Raw genomic sequence first — 17,972 nt, forward strand, 5'->3', positions numbered from 1 at the left:
GACGGATCACACCTTCTTGACGACGACCGTGTCCGGGACCAGCTTCTCCACGTCGTCCACGTCCGATGTGAAGACCGTGACCTGCCCCTTCTGTTGACGCGCGACCACCGCGAGTACCGCGTCGATCGCGTACTTGTGGCCGTGCAGCCGCGCGTCGGCCAGGAGCCGACGGGCCTGTCGCGCCTCGTCCCTGCCGATCTCCACGACCTTGAGCCGCGAGAGCACCCAGTCCCAGCGCTGCTCGGTCGTTCTGCCGTCGTACGCCTCGATCAGCGTCATCGGGGAGGTCACCACCTCCGCTTCGCCCTGGGCCGCGAGGTCGAGCCGGGCGATCATCCCCCGATCGCCCCGTACGGCCAGGGACAGGGCCTCGCAGTCGAGCACGAAGACCCGGAGCGGCCGCCCGCGCCCACTGCTCCCCTTCCTCACGCGGCCTCTCCCGCGTGAGAGCTGTGGACCCTGCGGCGCTGTTCGTGCTCGGCGTCGAGGTCCTCCAGTTCCGCGAGTGCGGCCGCGTGCTCCTCGTCCGTGACCGGGCCGTGCTCCTCCTGGAGCCAGTCGGCCAGTTCCCGGAGCCGGTCACGGTCCTGCTTGAGGCGCAGTGCATCGGCGATGTACGCGGACAGTCCGCGCTCGGCGGCTTCCCCGCGGATCTCCTCCAGGAGGTCCTCGGGGATCGTCACGGTCACTTTCTTGGTAGCCATACAGAAGACCATACTCGTGGTGTCGGTGTGCTTACCAGGTTGCGGCAGCCGGACGCGGGTCGCCCTGGAAGACCTGTGTGAGGTGCCAGGCGCGGTGCGGTGCCGCGACGGGGGCGGTTCCCGGCTGCGGGCCGACGAGGGGCCGTCCGGAGAGTTCGGTGACCTGCGCGCGGGCCGCGTCGCCGTGCCCGACGAAACGCTGCGAGACCAGGATGCGGTGCTGGTCGCCGACGCCGAGGACACCCTTGTCGAAGAGCTTGTGGTGCAGCGCGCACAGGCACAGCCCGTTGTCGACGTCGTCCGGACCGTCGAACGCCCACCAGCGCACATGCGCCGCCTCCAGCCCCACGGGCACGCTCCCGATCCGGCCGTCGTAACCGCAGAAGGCGCACCGGTGCTCGTAGGCGGTCAGCACCAGCTCCCGCATCCGGCGGTCCCGCTGCCGCCGGACGGCCGTGAGGCGGGTCGCCTCCGCGGGCTCCAGCTCCAGGCCGACGGCCTCGCACAGTTCGCCGTGCAGCGAGGGCGGGAAGTTGGCGTCGAGCAGCACCCGTGCCATCCGGCCGAGCAGCGACGGCTCCCGCCGCAACGCCACCCGCAACTCCGGCACGAGCCGCCCGGCGGCGTGCGTCGCCCGCAACTCCCGCACCCCGGTACCTGGGCTACCGGCCCCGCGATCACTCCGCACCTCCCACACCCCGTCACCGACCAGGTGGTGGAACGGATAGGCGGGCGTGGTCGGCCGGGGCGGCCCGTACTCGGCCAGCAGCCGCTTCAGGTCCTCCTCGACCGCGCTGTAGGCCAACTCGCCGTCGGCGTCCTCCTGAAACCGGCCGAGAGCGTACAGCAGGAGCAACGGTTTGTGCGGGGCCCGGACCCCGCCCCTGCTCCACTGCCTCAACTCCGCCGCACGCTCTGCCCAGTCCATGGGCCGTGATCGTAACGGCGGTCCGGCGGGCGGCCGGATCGTATGTCGAGTACGTGCGGTGCCGAGGTGCTCCGGCCGGCCCCGTGGGTGAACGGGACGTCCCCACCCGGTCAGGCTCAGTGGTTTCGGCTGCCGGTCCGTGTGCGGATGCGGCACGTCAGGGTGAAGACGACCAGGGCCGCCGTCGCGCCGAGTCCGGTGGCCAGTGCGTCACCGACGTACCGGCCCCAGTCCGGGCGCAGGAGGTCGACGGCCCCGAACAGGACGACGAACCCGGTGAGGCCCGCCGCGACCGCGGCCGGCCAGACACGGTGGCGCGTCCAGAACCACTGGACGAGGCCCAGGCCCAGGAGGGGCGCGACCGTGAGGCCCGGGTCCTCCAGGGCGGCGAACACGGCATACCCCAGGCCGCTGATCACCCAGCAGGCCAGGGCCACGAGCAGGGCCTCGCCCCAGGAGACGCGCCGGTTCACACCCGCCGCCCCTCGTTCGCCACCCGGCCGGCGCGGCGCTCCCGCCACCGCCGGACCGTCCCGGCCACCAGGGGGAAGAGCACCAGCGGACCGGCGATCCAGCGGATCAGAATCAACGGCCAGGCCGGTTCCTCACCGGCTGTCCGGCCCACCTCTTGCGCGGTAAGACTCACCCCCAGCACCAGGTAGCCGAGGCCCCAGGCGCGGACGAGCCACCTGGGCCCCTGCACGCTCACCGGAGCCTTCCGGGGCCGACGCAGGGACGTCCATCCCAGCCAGGTGCAACCCGCCGCCACGACCAGCATCAACACGCCCAGGGCCGTGTCCGCCGGCTCTGCCATGGGTTCGATCATCTGCTCCACCGCCTCACGCGCTCCCGGGCAGGGCCGTGACCGGCGTGATCGACAGCCCGACCGGAATGATCATCCGTCATGATGACCGCTCGCTCGGGCCCACGTACCTGCCCGGTACGGCAAAGAGACCATGCCGTGGCCTTCCGGCCCCCGACAGCGCCGACCACCCCTCACCTCCGGCGGATCACCGCCTGCTCAAGAGCCGTCCCATATGCCCAGACGCCTGAGACGACGCTGCCGGAGCCGCTCCAAGACAGCCGTGAGCCCGAAGAGGAGTCCCATCAGCAGTCCGAAGATCACGGCGAACAGAAGAGAATCGGGCTCTCCCTCGGGCGCTGTCAGCCAGAAGAGGAGCGTGAAGGGGACGGCCATGCAGAGACCGGCCCCGACCGGGTGACGGGCCACCCATTGCTGGAGCCGGGTCGGAGGCTGCTGCCCACCCAGGACCCGGTCCAGAGCCCAGAACGCTTCAGCCATAGACCGCCGCTGCTTCGCCATGGCAGAAGAATAGGACGGCCGATCGCCGTTCCCTTGTTCGCCAACTCATGGCAGGGCAAAGGCTTTTCGGCTTTTCTTACGTGCCGTGAAGCCACCGGTGACTCGCCGGGCCTCCACCGGCGACTCCCCTGCCGTCTTCGGTGAGTGCATCGAAATGTGCACGGGTCTCGAACAGCACCGGTACCGAAGGAATACGGGATGTGGTCGGCACGCCACGGCAGGGGCAGCCGGCCCGCCGGGCTCGGCAGGGAGGACCATAGGGTTCTGTCCCGTGCACCAGCTTGAGATTTCCGACCTGATCACGGCGGTGGATCCACACAGCGGCCACCGGCTCCCGGTCCGGCGCGCCGAGGTGATCCGGCAGCTCCGCGAGAGCGGAGACGAACACGCGGCCCGGATCGTCGCCGGGCTGCCCACGGACCAGGACGGCGTACTCGACCCGCACGCCGTGGACCGCCTGCTCGTCAGCGTGCACACCGAGCTCCAGCGCCTGAACGAGGAACTGCGGACCGGCGAACGGCTGGTCCACCTGCTCGGCCCGCTCTTCACCGCGATTCGGTCGGCCACCGGGCAGCCCGGTCCGTACCGTCTGGTCGACGTCGGTTGCGGCCTGGGCTACCTGGTCCGCTGGCTGGCGACGACCAACGCTCTCGGCTCGGACGTCGAGTTGGTCGGGGTGGACCTCGACGCCACGCTGGTCGGCGAGGCGGACCGCCTCGCCCGGGAAGAGGGACTCGACTGCCGTTTCGTCCGCGGAAACGCCTTCGGCCTGCCGGAGGCCGCGACCGTCTACGTCTCCACCGGCGTGCTGCACCATTTCCGTGGTCCCGCCCTGGACGAGTTCTTCCAGGCCCAGGCCGCCTCAGCGGCGCACGCCTTCTGCCACTTCGACATCGCCGCGACCCGTCTCGCGCCCCTCGGCGCCTGGATCTTCCACCGTGCCCGGATGCGCAACCCGCTCGGCCGCCACGACGGTGTCGTCTCCGCACGGCGCGCGCACAGCGACGAGACACTGTTGCGCGCCGCCGAAGTACCCGGCATCCGCGCCCTGCTGTACGAGCCGCGCGGTGCGGTGAACCCGTTCTGCACCACGTTGCGCCCGGTCATCGGGGTGCGCCCGCACCTGGAGGCGCCGCTTCGCCGAGCCCTCGGGCGGGACGCACGCCGTATGGTCGGCCCGGAGCACCTTGCCGAGGCCACCCGATGACACCCGCCATACCGCTCATACTCCTGCTCCTCGGTCTGGTCGATGCGGCGTGCAGCGGCTTCCGCGCCTACGCCGGCAGCGACGCCCGCATCCGCAAACAACGGGCCACCACCCGAGCAGCCCTGCGTGGACTGGCCGTCGGGGCCGTCCTGTTGCTCGCCCCCACCCTGACCGCCGCCCTCCTGCTGCTGACCACACGCGACCAGGCCCGGACCTACGACACTCTGACGGCCGGTGGCCTCGGCTACCTGCTCCCGCTCACCGTCTACGCCACCGTCGTACTGCTTTCGCTCGCCGCCTACTTCACCCTGCCGTTCCGCGCCAGCACCCTCGCGATGGTCATCGGCCTCGGCCCGCTGACCCTGCTGCGCCCGCTCGCCGTTGCCGCCGCCTGCCTCGGCGCGGTCCTCAACGGCGGCGGCGGTTCCGCCCTGCTGGTCGGCACGATCGCGGGCGCCGCCGTACTGTGCGTCGAACCCGCGGTGCACCGACGCTGGTACCACCACGTGCGGTAGAGAACCTGGGCGATGCCGTACGGGTGCCACCGAGCGTCACGGCGATGGCCGACAAGCGGTGCTGCTCCTTCGAGGAACGCGAGGCGGTGGGTGGGTGACTACGCCAGACCCAGGATCACGCGCACGCAGTCCTCCACACGCCGCAGCTCGCTCGGGGCCAGCAGGCCCAGGCGCCGTCGCAGCCTCGGCTTGTCCACGGTGTGCAGGTCGGTGCAGTTCACGTACGACTCGTCGTACGTGGTCACCCCGCAGTCGGAACCGACCGGGACGTGGGTGGAGGCGGGGCCGGGCGTTCCGGTGATCACGGCGACGGTCAGCGCCGACAGCGGTTCGGCGATCCGGTTCACCGTGAGGACGACCACGGGGTGCGGGCCGATGGGGCCGGGGAGGGCACACCCCCATACTTCGCCCCGCAGGGCGGAGCCGGTGTTCACCACTCGGTCTCGTCCGCTGCCGCCAGTTCGTCCGCCGTGGCGGGTGCGACGCCCTCGGGGGTCGGGGCCCGGGTGCCGCGGTAGAAGTCGCGGATCTCCTGAGCGGCGGCGACCTCGGTCGCTTCGCGGGAGAGCAGCCGAAGCCCTTCGCGCAGGGCGTCGGAGAGTGAGTGCAGCTGGAGGGTCTGCATCACCTGCTGCAGGTCCGCCATCTCATCCGGGCGCAGCCGCACCTGGGCCACGCTGGTCGCGCCGCTGTCGCCCTGCTTCCGGCGCGTCTGGGGGGCCCGTGCCGCGGTCGAGGTGCGCTTTTTGGCCGTGGCACCCGCGGTGTGGCTCTTCTGCCCGGTCTTCGAGGTCATTCCTGCCTCCCTTCGTGTATGACAAATGTAGTACATCCAGTCTCCTCCTCGTGTCCGAGCTGGTCAAGCGCCCCTGAGTCGTCGGCTCAGGCTGCGTCGGGGAGAGCCTTCGCGTGCCGTCGGCAGTCCCGGCAGTGTCCGGGCTGTGGTGCGCGGAAGGCGCGTTCGCAGCCGTCGCAGGTCTGGAAGGGCAGGACGGCCGGGCGGTCGGGGGTCGGTGGGAGCGGTGCTGGGGGCGGTGCGGGCAGGGGGGTTTCGCGGAGGCGGAAGGCGAGGATGCCCGCCGGGCGGGTCAGGAAGTGGTCGGGGAGCCGTGTCGTGAGGTGTGCGGTGATCTGGGAGGGGGCGACCCCGGCCGCCAGCCACGCGGTGACGGCCGGCGCCAGGCGTACGGCCTCCCGTTCGGACAGGACCAGGCGCGGATCGACGCGGCGGAGGGAGGCGAGGACGGCGACCGCCTTCGGGTCGGCGTCGGCGAGTGCGGGGGCCGGGCTCTCGGTCGCCTCGCGGCTGGGGGCGGGCGCCCCCTCCTGCGGGACCGGGACCGGGACCGGGCCCGGAGTCGGGGCCGGTGCAAGGGCCGTGGCCTGCGGGACGGTGGGGGGCTTCCGGGGCCGGGGCGGCTCGGGTGGGTCGTCCGGGTCCGGCTGCGGTGTGCCGCCGGGGACGTCGTAGAAGTACGTGCGGGTGCGGATCTGGCCGGTGGGCATGCGTTCGCAGCGGCGTTCCAGGTAGCCGGCGGTTTCCAGTTCGCGGAGGGCGCGGGAGATGAGGATCTCGCCCTCGGTGAAGTGCGCGCACAGGGCGGCGATGCTGACGGGGGTGCCGGTGGGCAGGGAGAGGATGTAGACCGCGACGCCGACGGTGACGGCGCTGCCACGCCGTTGGGCGAGGGCGTTGGAGATCACGGTGAAGTCGGCGGTGAGCCGGGTGCGTACGTGGATCACGCCGGAGGTCGGAGCTCCGGCATCGGCGCGCAGGCGCGCATTAGACTGCGGGTCAGCCATCGGGAAGGTGCTTCTTCCTGATCGGTCAGGCCCTCGTTCCGGGACGGCAATCCCGGCCGGGGGCCGTCTCTGTTTGCGGTTGGTGTCGCGAACGTAACCGCCCGTGACCCGCCCCTGCAAGCCGGTCACCCGGACGGGTGACGCGGGCTTTTCGCCGGGGAGGGTGGGTGGGCGGGTAGTTCTTTCCCCCGGTTCTTTCAGGAGGTCAGTGGCCCACCGGACCCTCGCGGACGAGGAACCGGCGGGCCGGGAAGACGCGACGTGACCGGGACCTGGCCGACTCAGATCCGGTGCCGGTCGGCCTTCAACTCCCCTATGAACGCCGCCCAAGAGCTGGCTCCGAAGGACAGGGCAGGACCGTTCGAGACCTTGCTGTCACGGACGGGGACGACGCCGGGGAATCCGTGGGCCACCTCCACGCAGTTGCCGCCCTCCTGATTGCTGTAGCTGCTCCTGCGCCAGGCGGCGCCGTTCTGATCGAGACGGGACGTTCGCTCCACGGTGGTTGTCCTCCATCACGGATCGGATCATGCCGAGCGACATGAGCGGGGGCAGGGCTGCCGCCCGCAGCCGATCGTAGGTCAGGGAAAACTTCCTCACCTCGTCCGGATCCTCGATGAGTTGGCCGTAGTGCGCCCCTTCCGTGTAGGCGGCCTCCGAGCCGTCCGGAAGCGTGAGAACCGTCAGCGAGCCGCCCATCGCATCGTGCTCTCCTTGCTCGAAGGGCAGCACCTGGACGGTGATGTGACGCTGCGTCGCAGCGTCGAGCAGCCGCGCCAACTGCTCGCGCATCACGGCATGTCCACCGACCGGGCGTCTCAGCACCGCCTCGTCCAGGATGACCCAGAGAACCGGCCTGTCCTCCGAGACGAGCCGCTCCTGCCGTCCCAGACGGGCGGAGAGTCTTTCCTCCAACTGCTCCTCGCTGCTCAGCGTGACGCCGACCCGCAGAACGGCCCGTGCGTACTCCTCGGTCTGCAGGAGTCCGGGCACCACGTGGGACGCGTACTCCCCGATGAACACCGCCTGTTCCGAGTACGCCATGAATCTCCGTGACCAGTCCGGGAATGCCTCCCGGTACACGTACGGCCACAGGTCGACCAGCAGGTTGTCGGCGCCGAGAGCGGCGTCGAGGGCGCGTGCCAGTTCCAGGGTGGGTTTCGCTCCCGAGGTGCGTTCGATCTGAGTGATCCGGGATCCCACCACGTGGGTTCTCGCGCCGAGTTCGGCCTGGGTCAGCCCGGCCGCCGTGCGGAGCTTGCGCACCCGGGAGCCGAACAGGGCGGCCATGGAGGCGCTGGGGTCGATTCCGTTGGCCAAGACGTCACTTCCGTCCCTTACGAACCGAAAGGTAATGCTGCGTCACCTTCCGAGAGTAGGGCGATTCCGCGATTCTTGAGTACGGAACGTGACGACTCGTGCGCATCGCGGGACGTCTCAGGGCTCGACAGGCAAGGACGGACACACCGTGCTGACAGGAACGACCACTGCGGGTGACGGGTACGGCAGGGACACCGGTGTCGATCAAACCCAGGAGAAAACAGCCCAGTTCGCCTCCACGCCCTGCGGCGCACGGCTCGCCCGGCGCCTCGCCGTGCGATGCATGGAGGAGTGGGGGCACTCGTCGGCCTCGGACGTGTCGTGCACGGTCGCCCTGGTCGTCGGCGAGCTCGTCGCGAACGCGGTGCGGCACGGCCGCGTCCCGGGGCACGACTTCCGGCTCCGGCTCGTCCTCGATGAGGCTGCGGGCCTGGTGCGGATCGAGGTCGCCGACGCCGCCGCCGGGAGACGGCCGCCGACGGCTCTGCCCTCCTCGTGCCCCGACGGCGAGTCCGGCCGGGGCCTGCTCCTGGTGGACGCGCTGGCCGGGCGCTGGGGCTGGGAGCCCCGTGAGGCCGTGGGCAAGACGGTCTGGGCGGAGGTGCCGGTCTCACCGCTCGGGGGAGGGGTGACGGAGCCCGCCGACGACGGCTCCGGCCCCCAGCCGTGATCGGCTGGGGGCCTTCGGGCCGGCGGGCGCGGACGGTTCCGAACCGCCGACTTCTGCCGTGAGTTCACCAGTGGCCAAGAGCAGACCAGGTACATGGAGCGAGCCGGAGTGAACGCGGCGCGAACAGTCCTGGAGCCGTCACGTCCCTGGGGCGATCACGTTCGTCCCGGCGCAGGTGGGACGCTGTCCGTTCACGGCTCCGGCGTGGCTCCGGGCGTCGGCGCCTCGCGCTCCACCCACGTGCCGCAGCCAGTGATCACCGAGCCCGTGCGATCGCAGGTGATGGTGTGCACGGTGCCGGACGTGGTGATCACGTCGATGACGATGTCACTGCCCTGACCGGTGGGGCCGACGTCGATGGACACCCCGCAGGCCCCGTTGGGTACGGCTCCTCCCTCATCGGAGAGGTCGTCCCAGTCGATGGATCCGAGAGGGCTGAGCTCGTCACCGACATAGGCGACTCCACCACTTGTCGCCGCGTAGAAGGCTCCGCCGCCACCGCCTTCCTGGCGGACGGTGTCGATTTCGAAGCAACCGTCACCGGGGCCCGGCCTGTCGTTGTCCTTTTCCTTGCCGGGCTCAGGGCTTTTCGTGGGGCGGGGGCCCGACTCGGTGGAAACAGAGGTCGCGGCAGGGTCGTCGCTCAGGCCCTGAGCTGCTGTCGGTACGGCACCCAGCGTCCCCAACAGTGCTATTGCGGCCAGCGAGGTGCCCACGAATATCCCGCGCCGCGAAAGGCGAAGAGGCGATATGGATCTGTCTCGAGCATGCATGAAACGACTCCCTGGTCGATCGGGTCCGGATTTTTCCGGGGTACCGTTCCATTCTTTGCGGCCGACTGATCCCTACCACTTCTATTGAGCTGGCCGAATGACTCCCGTTGAATTCCGTGGAGAATCTCGTCTTCCTCGCGGCAGCCGGAGTGAGGGCCCGGAGGGTGCCGCCCGCCCGCTGCGGACGCGGTCACACGACCGGTTCGCCGATACCCAGCAGGTTTCCCTCGCTGTCGCGGAACCAGACGGCGCGTTCGCCGCGGGCGCCCTTGCTCGGGTAGTTCCCCTCGATCTCGGCGATTCCGTTCTCCGCCGTCCGGAACCCCGGCAGGTCGACCACCTCGAACACCACGCCGCGCCGCCTCAGCTCCGCCACGACCGCTTCGATGTCGTCGATCTGCCACCCCATCTGCGTGAAGGCCCCGGACGAGGCCCCCGCCGACCGGAACACGGTGAACTCCGTGCCGCCGCACCGGTACAGCAGTCCGCCCGGCCGCTCGTCCACGGGCTCCAGACCGAGCTTCTCGGAGGAGAACCGCCGTGCCCGCTCCAGGTCCCGGGCCGGCAGCCTGGTCGCCACGCGGCCCTGCGCCCTGAAGGCGTCCGCGTGCTCCGCGGCCCACCGGACGAAGGCACGGGCCGGGCGGGCCGGGCGGATCGTGCCGGGTCCCGGGTGAGGGCGCGCACCGCGTGGCCGCGGGCGAGCAGTTCGGCGACGACCTGACGGCCGACGGTGCCGGTGGCACCGGTGACGAGCAGCTTCTGCGTCCGCTGCGTCTGCTGTGCCTGCTGTGTCTGTGTCATGGCACGACCGTAGGAAGCATCGCGGTCGGATTCTGTCCGCGTGGGTGCCGGAGGGGTGCGTCAGGTGGGCAGCGCGGTGAGCCAGTCGGTCAGGAGCCGGTTGACCTCGGCGGGGCGTTCCTGCTGGATCCAGTGGCCGCAGCCGTCGAGCAGGTGGGAGGAGACCAGGCCCGGCAGCGTGACCGGATACGCCTCGATCGCTTTGGCCAGCCAGGTGGTGGAGGCGTCGAGACCGCCGCCGATGAACAGGGACGGCTGGGTGACGGGGGCGCCGTCGAAGGCGGCGAGGTCCTCCCAGTCGCGGTCCATGTTCCGGTAGCGGTTGAGCGCTCCGGTGAAGCCGGTGCGCTCGAACTCCCCGGCGTAGACGTCGAGATCGCTCTCGCCGAGCCAGGCGGGCCGCCGGCCGACGGGGAACCGGTCGCGCATCGTCCCGCCCTTGCTGACGAAGTGCGGGTCGGGGGCTCCGGGCGCGGGCATGGTGTCGGGGGACAGGGCCGCGTACAAGCCCGCGAGCCAGCCGCGTACGTCGGGCTCGATCTCGGCCTCGGCGCGGCCCGGCTCCTGGAAGTACGAGACGTAGAACTCCTCGTCCCCGCCCATCCGGGCGAAGACCTCGCTGGGGCGGGTGGCGCCGCGCGGGGTGTAGGGAATGCTCAGCAGTCCCACCGCGCGGAAGACGTCCGGCCTGAGCAGGGCGGAGTTCGCGGCGATGGGCGCGCCCCAGTCGTGGCCGACGACCACCGCCGACTCCTCGCCCAGGGCGTGCACCACCGTGACGTTGTCCTCCACCAGGGCGAGCATCCGGTACGCGTCCGTCGCGGCGGGCTTGGAGGAGCGGCCGTAGCCGCGGACGTCGAGGGCGACCGCGCGGTACCCCGCCGCCGCGAGCACCGGCAGCTGGTGGCGCCAGGAGTACCAGGATTCAGGGAAGCCGTGCACGAGCAGCACCAGCGGCCCGGTTCCCTGCTCCGCGAGGTGGATCCGGCCTCCGGGCGAGGTGATCGACCGGTGGGTGATCCCCGCGGCGTTCTGGTCCATGCGTCCTCCTCCAGGGCCGGTGGTCTCCTCTGGAGCCGATCACGCGAAAGAGCCGGCCGAGAGGACGAGCCCGTTTGCCGACCCGGCGGACCCGGACCACGCCCGCTGGAACCTGCCCCCCTGTCGGTCGGGGAAACCTGGCCGCGCTTCCCCAGGGCCCACCCGCGCCCGATCGGTTCCGGAGAGGAGACGGTCGATTCGGTCGAGCCGTGACCGCACCGGTGGACGGGATCCTCACAGGAGCCCGCAGCCATCCGCGGGAGGGGCGCCCCGGGCTTGTTGGCCGGTCGTACTGATGTCTGGATACGCTCGCAAGATGATGGAGAACCTTCCCCCCTGTCCGAAATGTTCCTGCGAGTACACCTACGAGATGAATTCCCTTGTCGTGTGCCCGGAGTGCGCACACGAATGGGACCCCGAGAGCGGCGCGGAGAGCGAGGGTGCCGTCGCGGAGCGCGTCGTGAAGGACGCCGTCGGAAACGTGCTGCAGGACGGCGACACCGTGGTCGTCGTCAAGACGCTCAAGGTCAAGGGGAGCCCGACGGGCATCAAGGCCGGCACCAAGGTGCGCAACATCCGGCTGATCGACGGGGTCGACGGCCACGACATCGACTGCAAGGTCGAGGGCTTCGGGGCGATGCAGCTCAAGTCCGGTGTGGTGAAGAAGGGCTGACCGAAGGTGACCGCCGGAGGGCGTCGGACACTGCTGATCCCTCGCCCCCCCGGCGGGCCCACCCGGCGGTCGAGGAGGCTCGCCGTGCGCGGTGCCGGGACGGGTGCCCGCGCCCACGGGCGTGACACACCTGTCCCATGGCGTGAGCACTTCGGCCGCCACTGTCCGGATGCCGCTCGTTCGAGCGCCCGGGTGACACTTTCCCGCCGACTGCTCACGCTTTTCCGGAAGGGGTCCGTGTCCGGCCGCCCCGCGGCATCGGGACCGCCGGTCACCCCTCCCGTTCGGTCCGTTCGCGGCCGCCCGACGGGTGATTGCAGCCGGTCCGGTGTCACCGCTCGTACGGAACGGGGTGCCGTCGCCGTCGGTGTGCACCGTGCCGTCGGTCAAGCCGATGGTGCTGTCGCCATGAGCGCCATGCTGAACGGCAGGGCGCGCTCTGTCCGCTTTTCCCATTCCGCCAGGTTTGCTCGCCATTTCACTTGACGGCCGACTTGGTTGCCGAAAGCGCCGTCGGGGCGGGTGGGTAACCTCGTGAATCTCGCACCGTTTCTCTGTGCTCGCCATGTTTCGCCGGTGGCGTGGGAGGGCCCTTCTGCTGTTCCTCCAAGGGTAATTGAACGGCAGTTGAGTGATCGTTTTCGTGGTAGAGTTTCAATGAATTCACAGAACGCCGCGAAAAAAGGGGAATGGCGTGAACACCGAGAAGGTCACGGCTCGACGTCTTACGGCCGAAGAGGTTTCGGAGTTGGGCCCCCAGGACGGAATCTTCGTCTCGGCAGAGATGGACGACCTTTCTCTCGACTGCTACGCTCCGGCTTCCCTCACGGAGCCGGGTCAGAAGTTCGAGGGGGGATCCTTCACCGCGAGGACGATATTCGGTCAGGAAATCCGTGTCCTCCCGGACAATTCCGAAGAGCCCGGGATCTGGGTCGCCGACGAAGCGGGAGAGGAAATCGAGGTTCTGCAGAATGCCGGCGTCCTCCTGAACCTCGCTCTCTTCGTTCCCAACGGGAACAGGGAGTCCCTGGAGTCGCTCTACTCCGCCGCCCGGGACGCCTTCGGTGCGGGGATCGTCCAGCGCTGGAGCGAGGAAGTCGTCGCGGTTCCGGATGTCAAGGTCGACTTGTTCGAGGAGCCGGCCCGGGGGCGGAAGAACGCGAACGGCCAGAACCGAGACCGCCGGGCCCTGGACATCTACCCGACCCGAGTGCGCTTCATGGAGCCCAGCGACGGCTGGAAGTTCATTGTCGAACCGCACAAAGAGATCGTCGATGAAACGCCGACGATCTGACCTGATGGCAGGTTAGCCTCGGTCTTTCGCGGGAGCCCGTCAGCTTACTGGCGGGCTCTTCTTCGTCTGTCGGGACGTACGGACAGGCCGCCGGCCTGATTGCCGCCTTGAGTGAGGCGGATGTCCGAAGGTGCCGCTGTACGCGCTTTATGCCTCTTCCAGGGCTTCTCCGAACTCGCGCAGCACTTTGCCGTGGCGGCTGCGGGCGAGTTCGTGCCCGACGCCTATGGCGAGCGCGATGGGCCACTCGATGAGTTCGAGTGCCGTGAGGATGCCGAGGCCCGCGAGGAAGGCGAGCTGGTCGATAGGCGGCAGTTCGATCCGCAGACCGTCTATGTGGACGGTCATCGTGTTGCTCGATACGACGTGCTCAGCCGCGGCGCGGGGTCCGCGGGGCTTCGTGATCGGAATCGGCGCACTGGAAGGCGCGGTGTCGAGGCCTGTCCTGCTTGCCTGCACGGTCATGGTGTATTCCGTTTCATCGGCCGGTGCCGGGCATCCGCTCGATGTCCTTTTTCCACGCTAGCCCCGTACGGTCCGGTGCCCCAGTCCGGAGAGCGCGTAACCGGATACCGCGCGGCCTGGTCCATCGCTGACCTGCATGTTTCCGGACGACCCTCTGCCGTTCCCCCCGGATCCCCACTCTGTCCGACATGTCAGGGGCATGGTGTCACTCGTAGCTCAGGCGAGCTCAGCTCGAGAGGTGAGGCAGGAATCGGCGACGACGCGGAGCCAGAGCGAAACATCTGCCTGTCGCCGCGCTCGCCGCCGTGCCTGTCGCACAGCCCGACGGTCGGTCGGGCTGTGGTCTGCCCTTGGCGGACGTCTCGGTTGAGCCGGAAACAACACCGTCGGTATCTCCGTCCAGGAGGTGACACCCCGTCCGAAAACCGTGAACACTTCGGCCGCTACTGTCCGGATGTGGCTCATGTGAGCGCTCACGTGACCATCGGCCGATAATTGCTCCCACATGGACGTTCGAGTCGAAGCGCGACGACAGGGAAGCGCTCCAGCTCTCCTTCTTCTTCGGTCGCGACACCCGTCCGGGCCAAGGGTCGCTGCCCCGGCCCGGAGTCAAGCCATGTGCAGCGGCCTCGCCCTCGTCAGGCCGATCATGCCGGCTCTGCGCCGACCGGCATTCGAGTTCAGCACTTCTCCTTCAGCATGTCGTAGAAGTTGTCGGCGAACTCATCCAGAGACTCCTCTGAGAGATACGAAGGGATGCGGACGGGACGCTGTGGATCGTGCGCGCGGTAAGCCTCGCAGTGCTCCCGGCGCTGCTCCTGGCTGCTCGCGTACCAGGCGCCTTCCGCCGCCGACCTGGGGGGCCGCAAGTCGTCCTTCCCCTGCGCACACCCTGCGAGCAGGGCGGCAGCCGAGAGAACCACGGCGGTTACGGGGACGAGTCTCATACGTTCTCCTGGTCGTGAGGTCGGTGGAACCGATGTGATGTGAGCGAACGTGATCCCGCAGGTTTCCGGAGCGTCGGGCGACCTGAGGGCTTTTCCCCGTCGCCGACCTCGGCGTTGTGAGGTCAGGACGGTGGCGGGACGGACGGGTCGGAGTCCGGTCCGGCAAGGTGGTCCGGCTCTGTCGTCGGGGAGGGAATCCATCCCGTCAGTCGGACGTGTCCTCGACGGCGAGCGAGTAATCCACGCCGACGGAGAAGTCACCGGACTGGCCGCGGATCTTCAGCGAATGAGGTCCAGGCTTCAGCGGGGGCAACTGGACCCACAGACCGCACCCTTCAATCAGCACAGTTCCGTCCCATCCGGTGACAGGGTTGTCCGCAGTCCCCTTCACGGTGATCGGCTCCGCCGGGTGGACGTCCGGTTCGACCCGTTCACCGTCCAGCTCGGCCGATCCCTCGGCCGTCCTCATGAATGCCGCGCAGTCCTCGGTGCTTCCGACCTGGTTCACGAGGGGGAAAACGACCGGAAGTCCCTCGGGGACAGTGCACGCGCGGCTCTCCTGAGTGCCGAAAGTGCCGGCCAGGAACCAGACGTCCCCCGGTTGGTTGCGCCCACATTCGCTTCCGTCCCGATCGACGACGGGGTTGGTTTCCTCCGGCTCCCGCGCGGCCCACGACCACCACCGCGCTTGCAGGTCCCGGGAAGACAGACGCGGATCCGCCCTCGTAGGCGAGGCCTTGGAGGAAAGCGCACCTGACGCGGGCTCAACCGCCTTCTTTGTTCCCTCGGTTGCCGCAGTCCCGCACCCCACCGACCCGGCAAGCATGATGGCCGTGAGCCCCACCGTTCCAGCTCTGCGCTTCATGTGTGCCTCTCCCCGCGCCACCCAGGTGCCTCGCCCCCATGACTGACGTGACGAGTCCGGTCACTCTACTCACGATCAAGTTCCGCACTGTGGCGGCCCGTTGCTGCGCTTCGATGCCGTACCGCCGAACGCCGTACCGCCGAACGCCGTACCGCCGAACGCCGAATGTCGGAGGCCTCTGACTCGACGTCCGGGGCCTCTTGCCCGTATGCGCTGGGCAGGATGCGAACCTGCAGCCCTCTGACCCGTGGCTCTCTGGGGATCGGCCGCCGCTGGTCATGGGTGTGTGACGCGATCTCGTCGAGAGTCTCCTGGTTGTCGCTCAGGGGCGTCGGCGCTTGGGCTTGTGCCAAGTGGGTCCGGTCCCCGGCGACGCGGTGTTCACCGGTCAGTGGCCGTGTCTCAGTCGGTCGAGCCAGCGGGTGGGTCCTCGTTTTGGGCGGCGAGGGCGGGGGTGGAGGGAGCGGCGCTTGGCTGCCCCGGACCGATCGGCTTCGTCGGGGCTTCGCCCCCAGTGGTCGTCGGGTGACAGGAGCGGTGCTCTGCGTTCTGTTTGCGCTCGGATCTCGACGTGAGCTTCGTGGGCCGTGATGCGGAACGCCTCTTCGTACGAGGCCATGACCGCACTCATGGCCCCGCCTGCGAGGCCCCGTCGACGAATGCGGGCCGCCAGCCACGCGAAGAAGCCCAGGACTGCGGCAAGGATCCCGACCGAGATCAGGAACGGTAGGAGCGCATCCATCGACATGATCCTACTGCGCTGATCCTCGGTACCCTCCTGACCGCCGAGTGCTGCCCGGACTCGGCAACAGGCGGCGCCGTGGGGAGAAGCCCCTGCCGCGGCGGAAGAACCGTCGGCAGGGTTCTCGCACGGTGCGCGCGTGTGAACTCGTGAAGTTCGCGGCGCCGGGCAGCAGTGGAACGGTTTGGTGTCCGCCGGCGTCTTCCCTTTCCGGGGCATGGTGGCTGTGCCCTGGGGAAGGGGGGCCGGGTGCGTACGGGCGACTTCGCCAAGTGGACAAGGCATTTCGAGGATGAGCGCGAGCGCAGGCGCGCCCAGGGCGACCCGGACTGGGGGCAGAGCGCGACGCTGCATCCGGCGGTGTGGGCCGGCATTCAGCGCTTCCAGGTCGGCGAGGACGGTGACGGCGCCAACCTCATCGGCAAAGCGGAGGAGGCCGGCGACGGCGACTACGCACGGGCAGTCCGGTTCTTCGTCGCCGAGGAGCAGAACCACGCCCGTCTCCTCGCCCAACTGCTGGCTGCGGGTGGTGTACCGACGTTGGCCGGCCACTGGAGCGACACGGTCTTCGTACGGCTGCGGCGTCTCCTGGGCCTGCGCATGGAACTGTTGGTGCTGATGATCGCGGAAGTGGTGGCGCTGCGTTATTACCGGGCCCTGCGCGACGGCACCGACGACTCGCTCACCTCGGATGTGGCGGGGCGGATCCTGTCCGACGAGCAGCGCCACGTGCCGTTCCATTGCGAGCGACTGCACGCCTCCCTGGCGGAGCTGCCCCGGGCAATGCGCCGCCCGGTGATGGCCCTGTGGCGACTTCTTCTGCTCGCGGCCTCCCTCGTCGTCGCCGCTGACCACGGTCCGGCGCTGCGACGACTCGGCATCGGACGCCTGCGATTCGTGGCTGATGTCGCGGCCTCGTCCGGCGCGGTCGTCTCCGCGGTGCTGGCGCCCCACCCGGATGCATGGACGAGCGCGGGCTGACAACAGACAGTCCACCGCCTCCCGCTCACCTCCTCGGGAGCGAGGTCGGGCGATCACTGGCCGGGCCTGCTGGTTCCTTGCCCTGAGTCGATCTCCTGCGGTGGCCCCCTCGGCGCCGTGATTCCCCGTGGCTCCCCGCTGGATCTGGCACGGATGTGGCACGGATGTGGCACGGATGTGGCACGGAACTTCTGATCCGTAGCTCTATGCGGATCGGTCGGTGGCGGTCATATCGGTTGCGCTGAGGTCCTGTGAGTGCGTTGCCGATCGGGGGCGGTTGCTGTGGTTGCTGTACTTCACTGCTGTACAGCGCCTGTTGTCGGGGCGGTCAGCCCTTCGGCCTAGGCTGCGCCTATGTGGAAAGAAGCCGCTGCCGAAGCCTTGCCCGAGACCGAGTTCCGCGCACCCGTTGACGCGACTGCTCTGGCCGAGGCGGCGCGGCGCCTCGGCCGAGGCTTGCCGGCGCAGCTGACGGCTCTGCTGATGGAGACCAACGGGATGGTCGGTGAGTACGGGACTGACGTCGTATGGTCCCTGGATCGGATTGTGGAGCAGAACCTGCTGTTCTGGTCCCCCGACACGTTCCCCGGCCTGTACATGCCCTTCGATCCGCTGCTGTTCTTCGGCGACAACGGCGGGGGCGACCAGTTCGCCTTCGTGCTGACGCCTGAGCGTCCGGACATCTTCGCCTGGGACCACGAGAATGACAGTCGGCTGTGGGCTGCGCGCGAGCTGGAGGACTACCTGCACCGTTCCCTCGCGGGCGATGGCGACTGGTACCGGTAGCCACCCTCTATGTCCCTAGTTTGGAAGATCACGTATGCGGGTGGGTGCTGACCTGGAGAGACGGCGACCTGCGCGTTCCTGGGACGTTCGCCGCTGTTCCCGGTGTTCCCCGCCGGTCGCCGCTCGGTCG

At 69.4% G+C, this 17,972-nt stretch carries 24 protein-coding genes and 1 pseudogene; 7 read left to right on the plus strand and 18 right to left on the minus strand.

Annotated features, from left to right (window positions below; translation table 11 throughout):
- Positions 1 to 6 precede the first annotated feature (6 nt).
- The 6 genes from ACTWJ9_RS17865 to ACTWJ9_RS17890 all read right to left on the minus strand — a co-directional run bounded on the left by ACTWJ9_RS17865 (position 7) and on the right by ACTWJ9_RS17890 (position 2,956).
- The gene (locus ACTWJ9_RS17865) at positions 7 to 429 is read right to left on the minus strand and encodes a PIN domain-containing protein (RefSeq protein ID WP_279335223.1); all 423 of its coding nucleotides are present in this window, start codon (positions 427 to 429) and stop codon (positions 7 to 9) included.
- Positions 426 to 704, minus strand: coding sequence for a CopG family transcriptional regulator (locus ACTWJ9_RS17870; RefSeq protein WP_443294416.1), 279 nt, complete (start codon positions 702 to 704; stop codon positions 426 to 428). The genes ACTWJ9_RS17865 and ACTWJ9_RS17870 overlap by 4 nt, the downstream gene beginning before the upstream one ends.
- A gap of 31 nt (positions 705 to 735) precedes the next feature.
- A complete protein-coding gene (locus tag ACTWJ9_RS17875; RefSeq protein ID WP_443294417.1) occupies positions 736 to 1,632 on the minus strand; it encodes a phosphorothioated DNA-binding restriction endonuclease in 897 nt (298 codons plus the stop codon).
- Between the two features lie 116 nt (positions 1,633 to 1,748).
- Positions 1,749 to 2,105 carry a hypothetical protein gene (locus ACTWJ9_RS17880; RefSeq protein WP_279335226.1) on the minus strand — a complete coding sequence of 119 codons (357 nt, stop codon included), beginning with the start codon at positions 2,103 to 2,105 and terminating at the stop codon, positions 1,749 to 1,751.
- Positions 2,102 to 2,446, minus strand: coding sequence for a hypothetical protein (locus tag ACTWJ9_RS17885; RefSeq protein ID WP_279335227.1), 345 nt, complete (start codon positions 2,444 to 2,446; stop codon positions 2,102 to 2,104). Before ACTWJ9_RS17885 ends, ACTWJ9_RS17880 begins: the two co-directional genes overlap by 4 nt.
- A gap of 207 nt (positions 2,447 to 2,653) precedes the next feature.
- Positions 2,654 to 2,956, minus strand: a complete 303-nt coding sequence (locus ACTWJ9_RS17890) for a DUF6404 family protein (RefSeq protein ID WP_443294418.1) — start codon at positions 2,954 to 2,956, stop codon at positions 2,654 to 2,656.
- A 271-nt stretch (positions 2,957 to 3,227) separates the two neighbouring features.
- Here ACTWJ9_RS17890 and ACTWJ9_RS17895 point away from each other — a divergent pair, with 271 nt between their 5' ends.
- Positions 3,228 to 4,163: a class I SAM-dependent methyltransferase gene (locus ACTWJ9_RS17895; RefSeq protein WP_443294419.1), complete on the plus strand. Its 936-nt coding sequence runs from the start codon at positions 3,228 to 3,230 to the stop codon at positions 4,161 to 4,163.
- Positions 4,160 to 4,678, plus strand: a complete 519-nt coding sequence (locus ACTWJ9_RS17900; RefSeq protein WP_387037489.1) for a hypothetical protein — start codon at positions 4,160 to 4,162, stop codon at positions 4,676 to 4,678. The genes ACTWJ9_RS17895 and ACTWJ9_RS17900 overlap by 4 nt, the downstream gene beginning before the upstream one ends.
- Before the next feature lie 98 nt (positions 4,679 to 4,776).
- Here the strand turns inward: ACTWJ9_RS17900 and ACTWJ9_RS17905 are convergent, their stop codons facing one another.
- The 5 genes from ACTWJ9_RS17905 to ACTWJ9_RS17925 form a co-directional block, all read right to left on the minus strand.
- A complete protein-coding gene (locus ACTWJ9_RS17905; protein WP_443294420.1) occupies positions 4,777 to 5,112 on the minus strand; it encodes a type II toxin-antitoxin system PemK/MazF family toxin in 336 nt (111 codons plus the stop codon).
- Entirely contained in the window at positions 5,109 to 5,474 is a 366-nt protein-coding gene (locus ACTWJ9_RS17910) for a hypothetical protein (RefSeq protein ID WP_388703242.1), read from the minus strand. The genes ACTWJ9_RS17905 and ACTWJ9_RS17910 overlap by 4 nt, the downstream gene beginning before the upstream one ends.
- An 86-nt stretch (positions 5,475 to 5,560) precedes the next feature.
- Entirely contained in the window at positions 5,561 to 6,481 is a 921-nt protein-coding gene (locus tag ACTWJ9_RS17915; protein WP_443294421.1) for a hypothetical protein, read from the minus strand.
- Between the two features lie 281 nt (positions 6,482 to 6,762).
- Positions 6,763 to 6,900 (minus strand): DUF397 domain-containing protein, encoded by a 138-nt coding sequence (locus tag ACTWJ9_RS17920; RefSeq protein ID WP_387037494.1) that lies wholly within the window; start codon positions 6,898 to 6,900, stop codon positions 6,763 to 6,765.
- A complete protein-coding gene (locus ACTWJ9_RS17925) occupies positions 6,857 to 7,771 on the minus strand; it encodes a helix-turn-helix domain-containing protein (protein ID WP_387037518.1) in 915 nt (304 codons plus the stop codon). Before ACTWJ9_RS17925 ends, ACTWJ9_RS17920 begins: the two co-directional genes overlap by 44 nt.
- A 181-nt stretch (positions 7,772 to 7,952) precedes the next feature.
- Here ACTWJ9_RS17925 and ACTWJ9_RS17930 point away from each other — a divergent pair, with 181 nt between their 5' ends.
- Entirely contained in the window at positions 7,953 to 8,471 is a 519-nt protein-coding gene (locus ACTWJ9_RS17930) for an ATP-binding protein (protein WP_443295897.1), read from the plus strand.
- A gap of 191 nt (positions 8,472 to 8,662) precedes the next feature.
- Here ACTWJ9_RS17930 and ACTWJ9_RS17935 read toward each other — a convergent pair whose 3' ends face one another.
- From ACTWJ9_RS17935 to ACTWJ9_RS17950, 4 genes and pseudogenes are all read right to left on the minus strand, one after another.
- A complete protein-coding gene (locus ACTWJ9_RS17935; protein ID WP_387037497.1) occupies positions 8,663 to 9,187 on the minus strand; it encodes a hypothetical protein in 525 nt (174 codons plus the stop codon).
- A 247-nt stretch (positions 9,188 to 9,434) separates the two neighbouring features.
- On the minus strand, positions 9,435 to 9,824 hold the full coding sequence (locus ACTWJ9_RS17940) for a VOC family protein (protein WP_443294422.1): 390 nt from the start codon (positions 9,822 to 9,824) through the stop codon (positions 9,435 to 9,437).
- A gap of 62 nt (positions 9,825 to 9,886) precedes the next feature.
- Positions 9,887 to 10,048 (minus strand): annotated as a pseudogene (locus ACTWJ9_RS17945) (NmrA family NAD(P)-binding protein); the annotation flags it as partial.
- Positions 10,049 to 10,108: 60 nt separating this feature from the next.
- The gene (locus ACTWJ9_RS17950) at positions 10,109 to 11,089 is read right to left on the minus strand and encodes an alpha/beta fold hydrolase (RefSeq protein ID WP_387037501.1); all 981 of its coding nucleotides are present in this window, start codon (positions 11,087 to 11,089) and stop codon (positions 10,109 to 10,111) included.
- A 316-nt stretch (positions 11,090 to 11,405) separates the two neighbouring features.
- Here ACTWJ9_RS17950 and ACTWJ9_RS17955 point away from each other — a divergent pair, with 316 nt between their 5' ends.
- Both ACTWJ9_RS17955 and ACTWJ9_RS17960 read left to right on the plus strand, forming a co-directional pair.
- Positions 11,406 to 11,762, plus strand: a complete 357-nt coding sequence (locus tag ACTWJ9_RS17955) for a zinc ribbon domain-containing protein YjdM (RefSeq protein WP_279335239.1) — start codon at positions 11,406 to 11,408, stop codon at positions 11,760 to 11,762.
- Between the two features lie 694 nt (positions 11,763 to 12,456).
- Entirely contained in the window at positions 12,457 to 13,056 is a 600-nt protein-coding gene (locus ACTWJ9_RS17960; RefSeq protein WP_279335240.1) for a hypothetical protein, read from the plus strand.
- A 147-nt stretch (positions 13,057 to 13,203) separates the two neighbouring features.
- Here ACTWJ9_RS17960 and ACTWJ9_RS17965 read toward each other — a convergent pair whose 3' ends face one another.
- The 3 genes from ACTWJ9_RS17965 to ACTWJ9_RS17975 form a co-directional block, all read right to left on the minus strand.
- Positions 13,204 to 13,404, minus strand: coding sequence for a hypothetical protein (locus tag ACTWJ9_RS17965; RefSeq protein WP_279335241.1), 201 nt, complete (start codon positions 13,402 to 13,404; stop codon positions 13,204 to 13,206).
- Positions 13,405 to 14,201: 797 nt separating this feature from the next.
- On the minus strand, positions 14,202 to 14,468 hold the full coding sequence (locus ACTWJ9_RS17970) for a hypothetical protein (protein ID WP_443294423.1): 267 nt from the start codon (positions 14,466 to 14,468) through the stop codon (positions 14,202 to 14,204).
- 205 nt (positions 14,469 to 14,673) lie between these two features.
- Positions 14,674 to 15,333 (minus strand): signal protein, encoded by a 660-nt coding sequence (locus tag ACTWJ9_RS17975; RefSeq protein WP_443294424.1) that lies wholly within the window; start codon positions 15,331 to 15,333, stop codon positions 14,674 to 14,676.
- Positions 15,334 to 16,324: 991 nt separating this feature from the next.
- Here ACTWJ9_RS17975 and ACTWJ9_RS17980 point away from each other — a divergent pair.
- Together ACTWJ9_RS17980 and ACTWJ9_RS17985 are read left to right on the plus strand one after the other, a co-directional pair.
- The gene (locus ACTWJ9_RS17980) at positions 16,325 to 17,056 is read left to right on the plus strand and encodes a ferritin-like domain-containing protein (RefSeq protein ID WP_443294425.1); all 732 of its coding nucleotides are present in this window, start codon (positions 16,325 to 16,327) and stop codon (positions 17,054 to 17,056) included.
- A 354-nt stretch (positions 17,057 to 17,410) separates the two neighbouring features.
- Positions 17,411 to 17,842, plus strand: coding sequence for an SMI1/KNR4 family protein (locus ACTWJ9_RS17985; RefSeq protein WP_443294426.1), 432 nt, complete (start codon positions 17,411 to 17,413; stop codon positions 17,840 to 17,842).
- Positions 17,843 to 17,972: the final 130 nt, after the last annotated feature.

It is taken from the genome of Streptomyces sp. GDS52, assembly GCF_052246875.1.
Lineage (GTDB): Bacteria > Actinomycetota > Actinomycetes > Streptomycetales > Streptomycetaceae > Streptomyces > Streptomyces cathayae.

Coding starts and splice junctions, on each gene's coding strand:
- ACTWJ9_RS17870 (WP_443294416.1), bottom strand. CDS start 704: ATGGCTACCAAGAAAGTGACCGTGACGATCCCCGAGGACCTCCTGGAG.
- ACTWJ9_RS17875 (WP_443294417.1), bottom strand. CDS start 1,632: ATGGACTGGGCAGAGCGTGCGGCGGAGTTGAGGCAGTGGAGCAGGGGC.
- ACTWJ9_RS17885 (WP_279335227.1), bottom strand. CDS start 2,446: ATGGCAGAGCCGGCGGACACGGCCCTGGGCGTGTTGATGCTGGTCGTG.
- ACTWJ9_RS17890 (WP_443294418.1), bottom strand. CDS start 2,956: ATGGCGAAGCAGCGGCGGTCTATGGCTGAAGCGTTCTGGGCTCTGGAC.
- ACTWJ9_RS17900 (WP_387037489.1), top strand. CDS start 4,160: ATGACACCCGCCATACCGCTCATACTCCTGCTCCTCGGTCTGGTCGAT.
- ACTWJ9_RS17910 (WP_388703242.1), bottom strand. CDS start 5,474: ATGACCTCGAAGACCGGGCAGAAGAGCCACACCGCGGGTGCCACGGCC.
- ACTWJ9_RS17915 (WP_443294421.1), bottom strand. CDS start 6,481: ATGGCTGACCCGCAGTCTAATGCGCGCCTGCGCGCCGATGCCGGAGCT.
- ACTWJ9_RS17925 (WP_387037518.1), bottom strand. CDS start 7,771: ATGGCCGCCCTGTTCGGCTCCCGGGTGCGCAAGCTCCGCACGGCGGCC.
- ACTWJ9_RS17950 (WP_387037501.1), bottom strand. CDS start 11,089: ATGGACCAGAACGCCGCGGGGATCACCCACCGGTCGATCACCTCGCCC.
- ACTWJ9_RS17955 (WP_279335239.1), top strand. CDS start 11,406: ATGATGGAGAACCTTCCCCCCTGTCCGAAATGTTCCTGCGAGTACACC.
- ACTWJ9_RS17965 (WP_279335241.1), bottom strand. CDS start 13,404: ATGACCGTCCACATAGACGGTCTGCGGATCGAACTGCCGCCTATCGAC.
- ACTWJ9_RS17970 (WP_443294423.1), bottom strand. CDS start 14,468: ATGAGACTCGTCCCCGTAACCGCCGTGGTTCTCTCGGCTGCCGCCCTG.
- ACTWJ9_RS17975 (WP_443294424.1), bottom strand. CDS start 15,333: ATGAAGCGCAGAGCTGGAACGGTGGGGCTCACGGCCATCATGCTTGCC.
- ACTWJ9_RS17985 (WP_443294426.1), top strand. CDS start 17,411: ATGTGGAAAGAAGCCGCTGCCGAAGCCTTGCCCGAGACCGAGTTCCGC.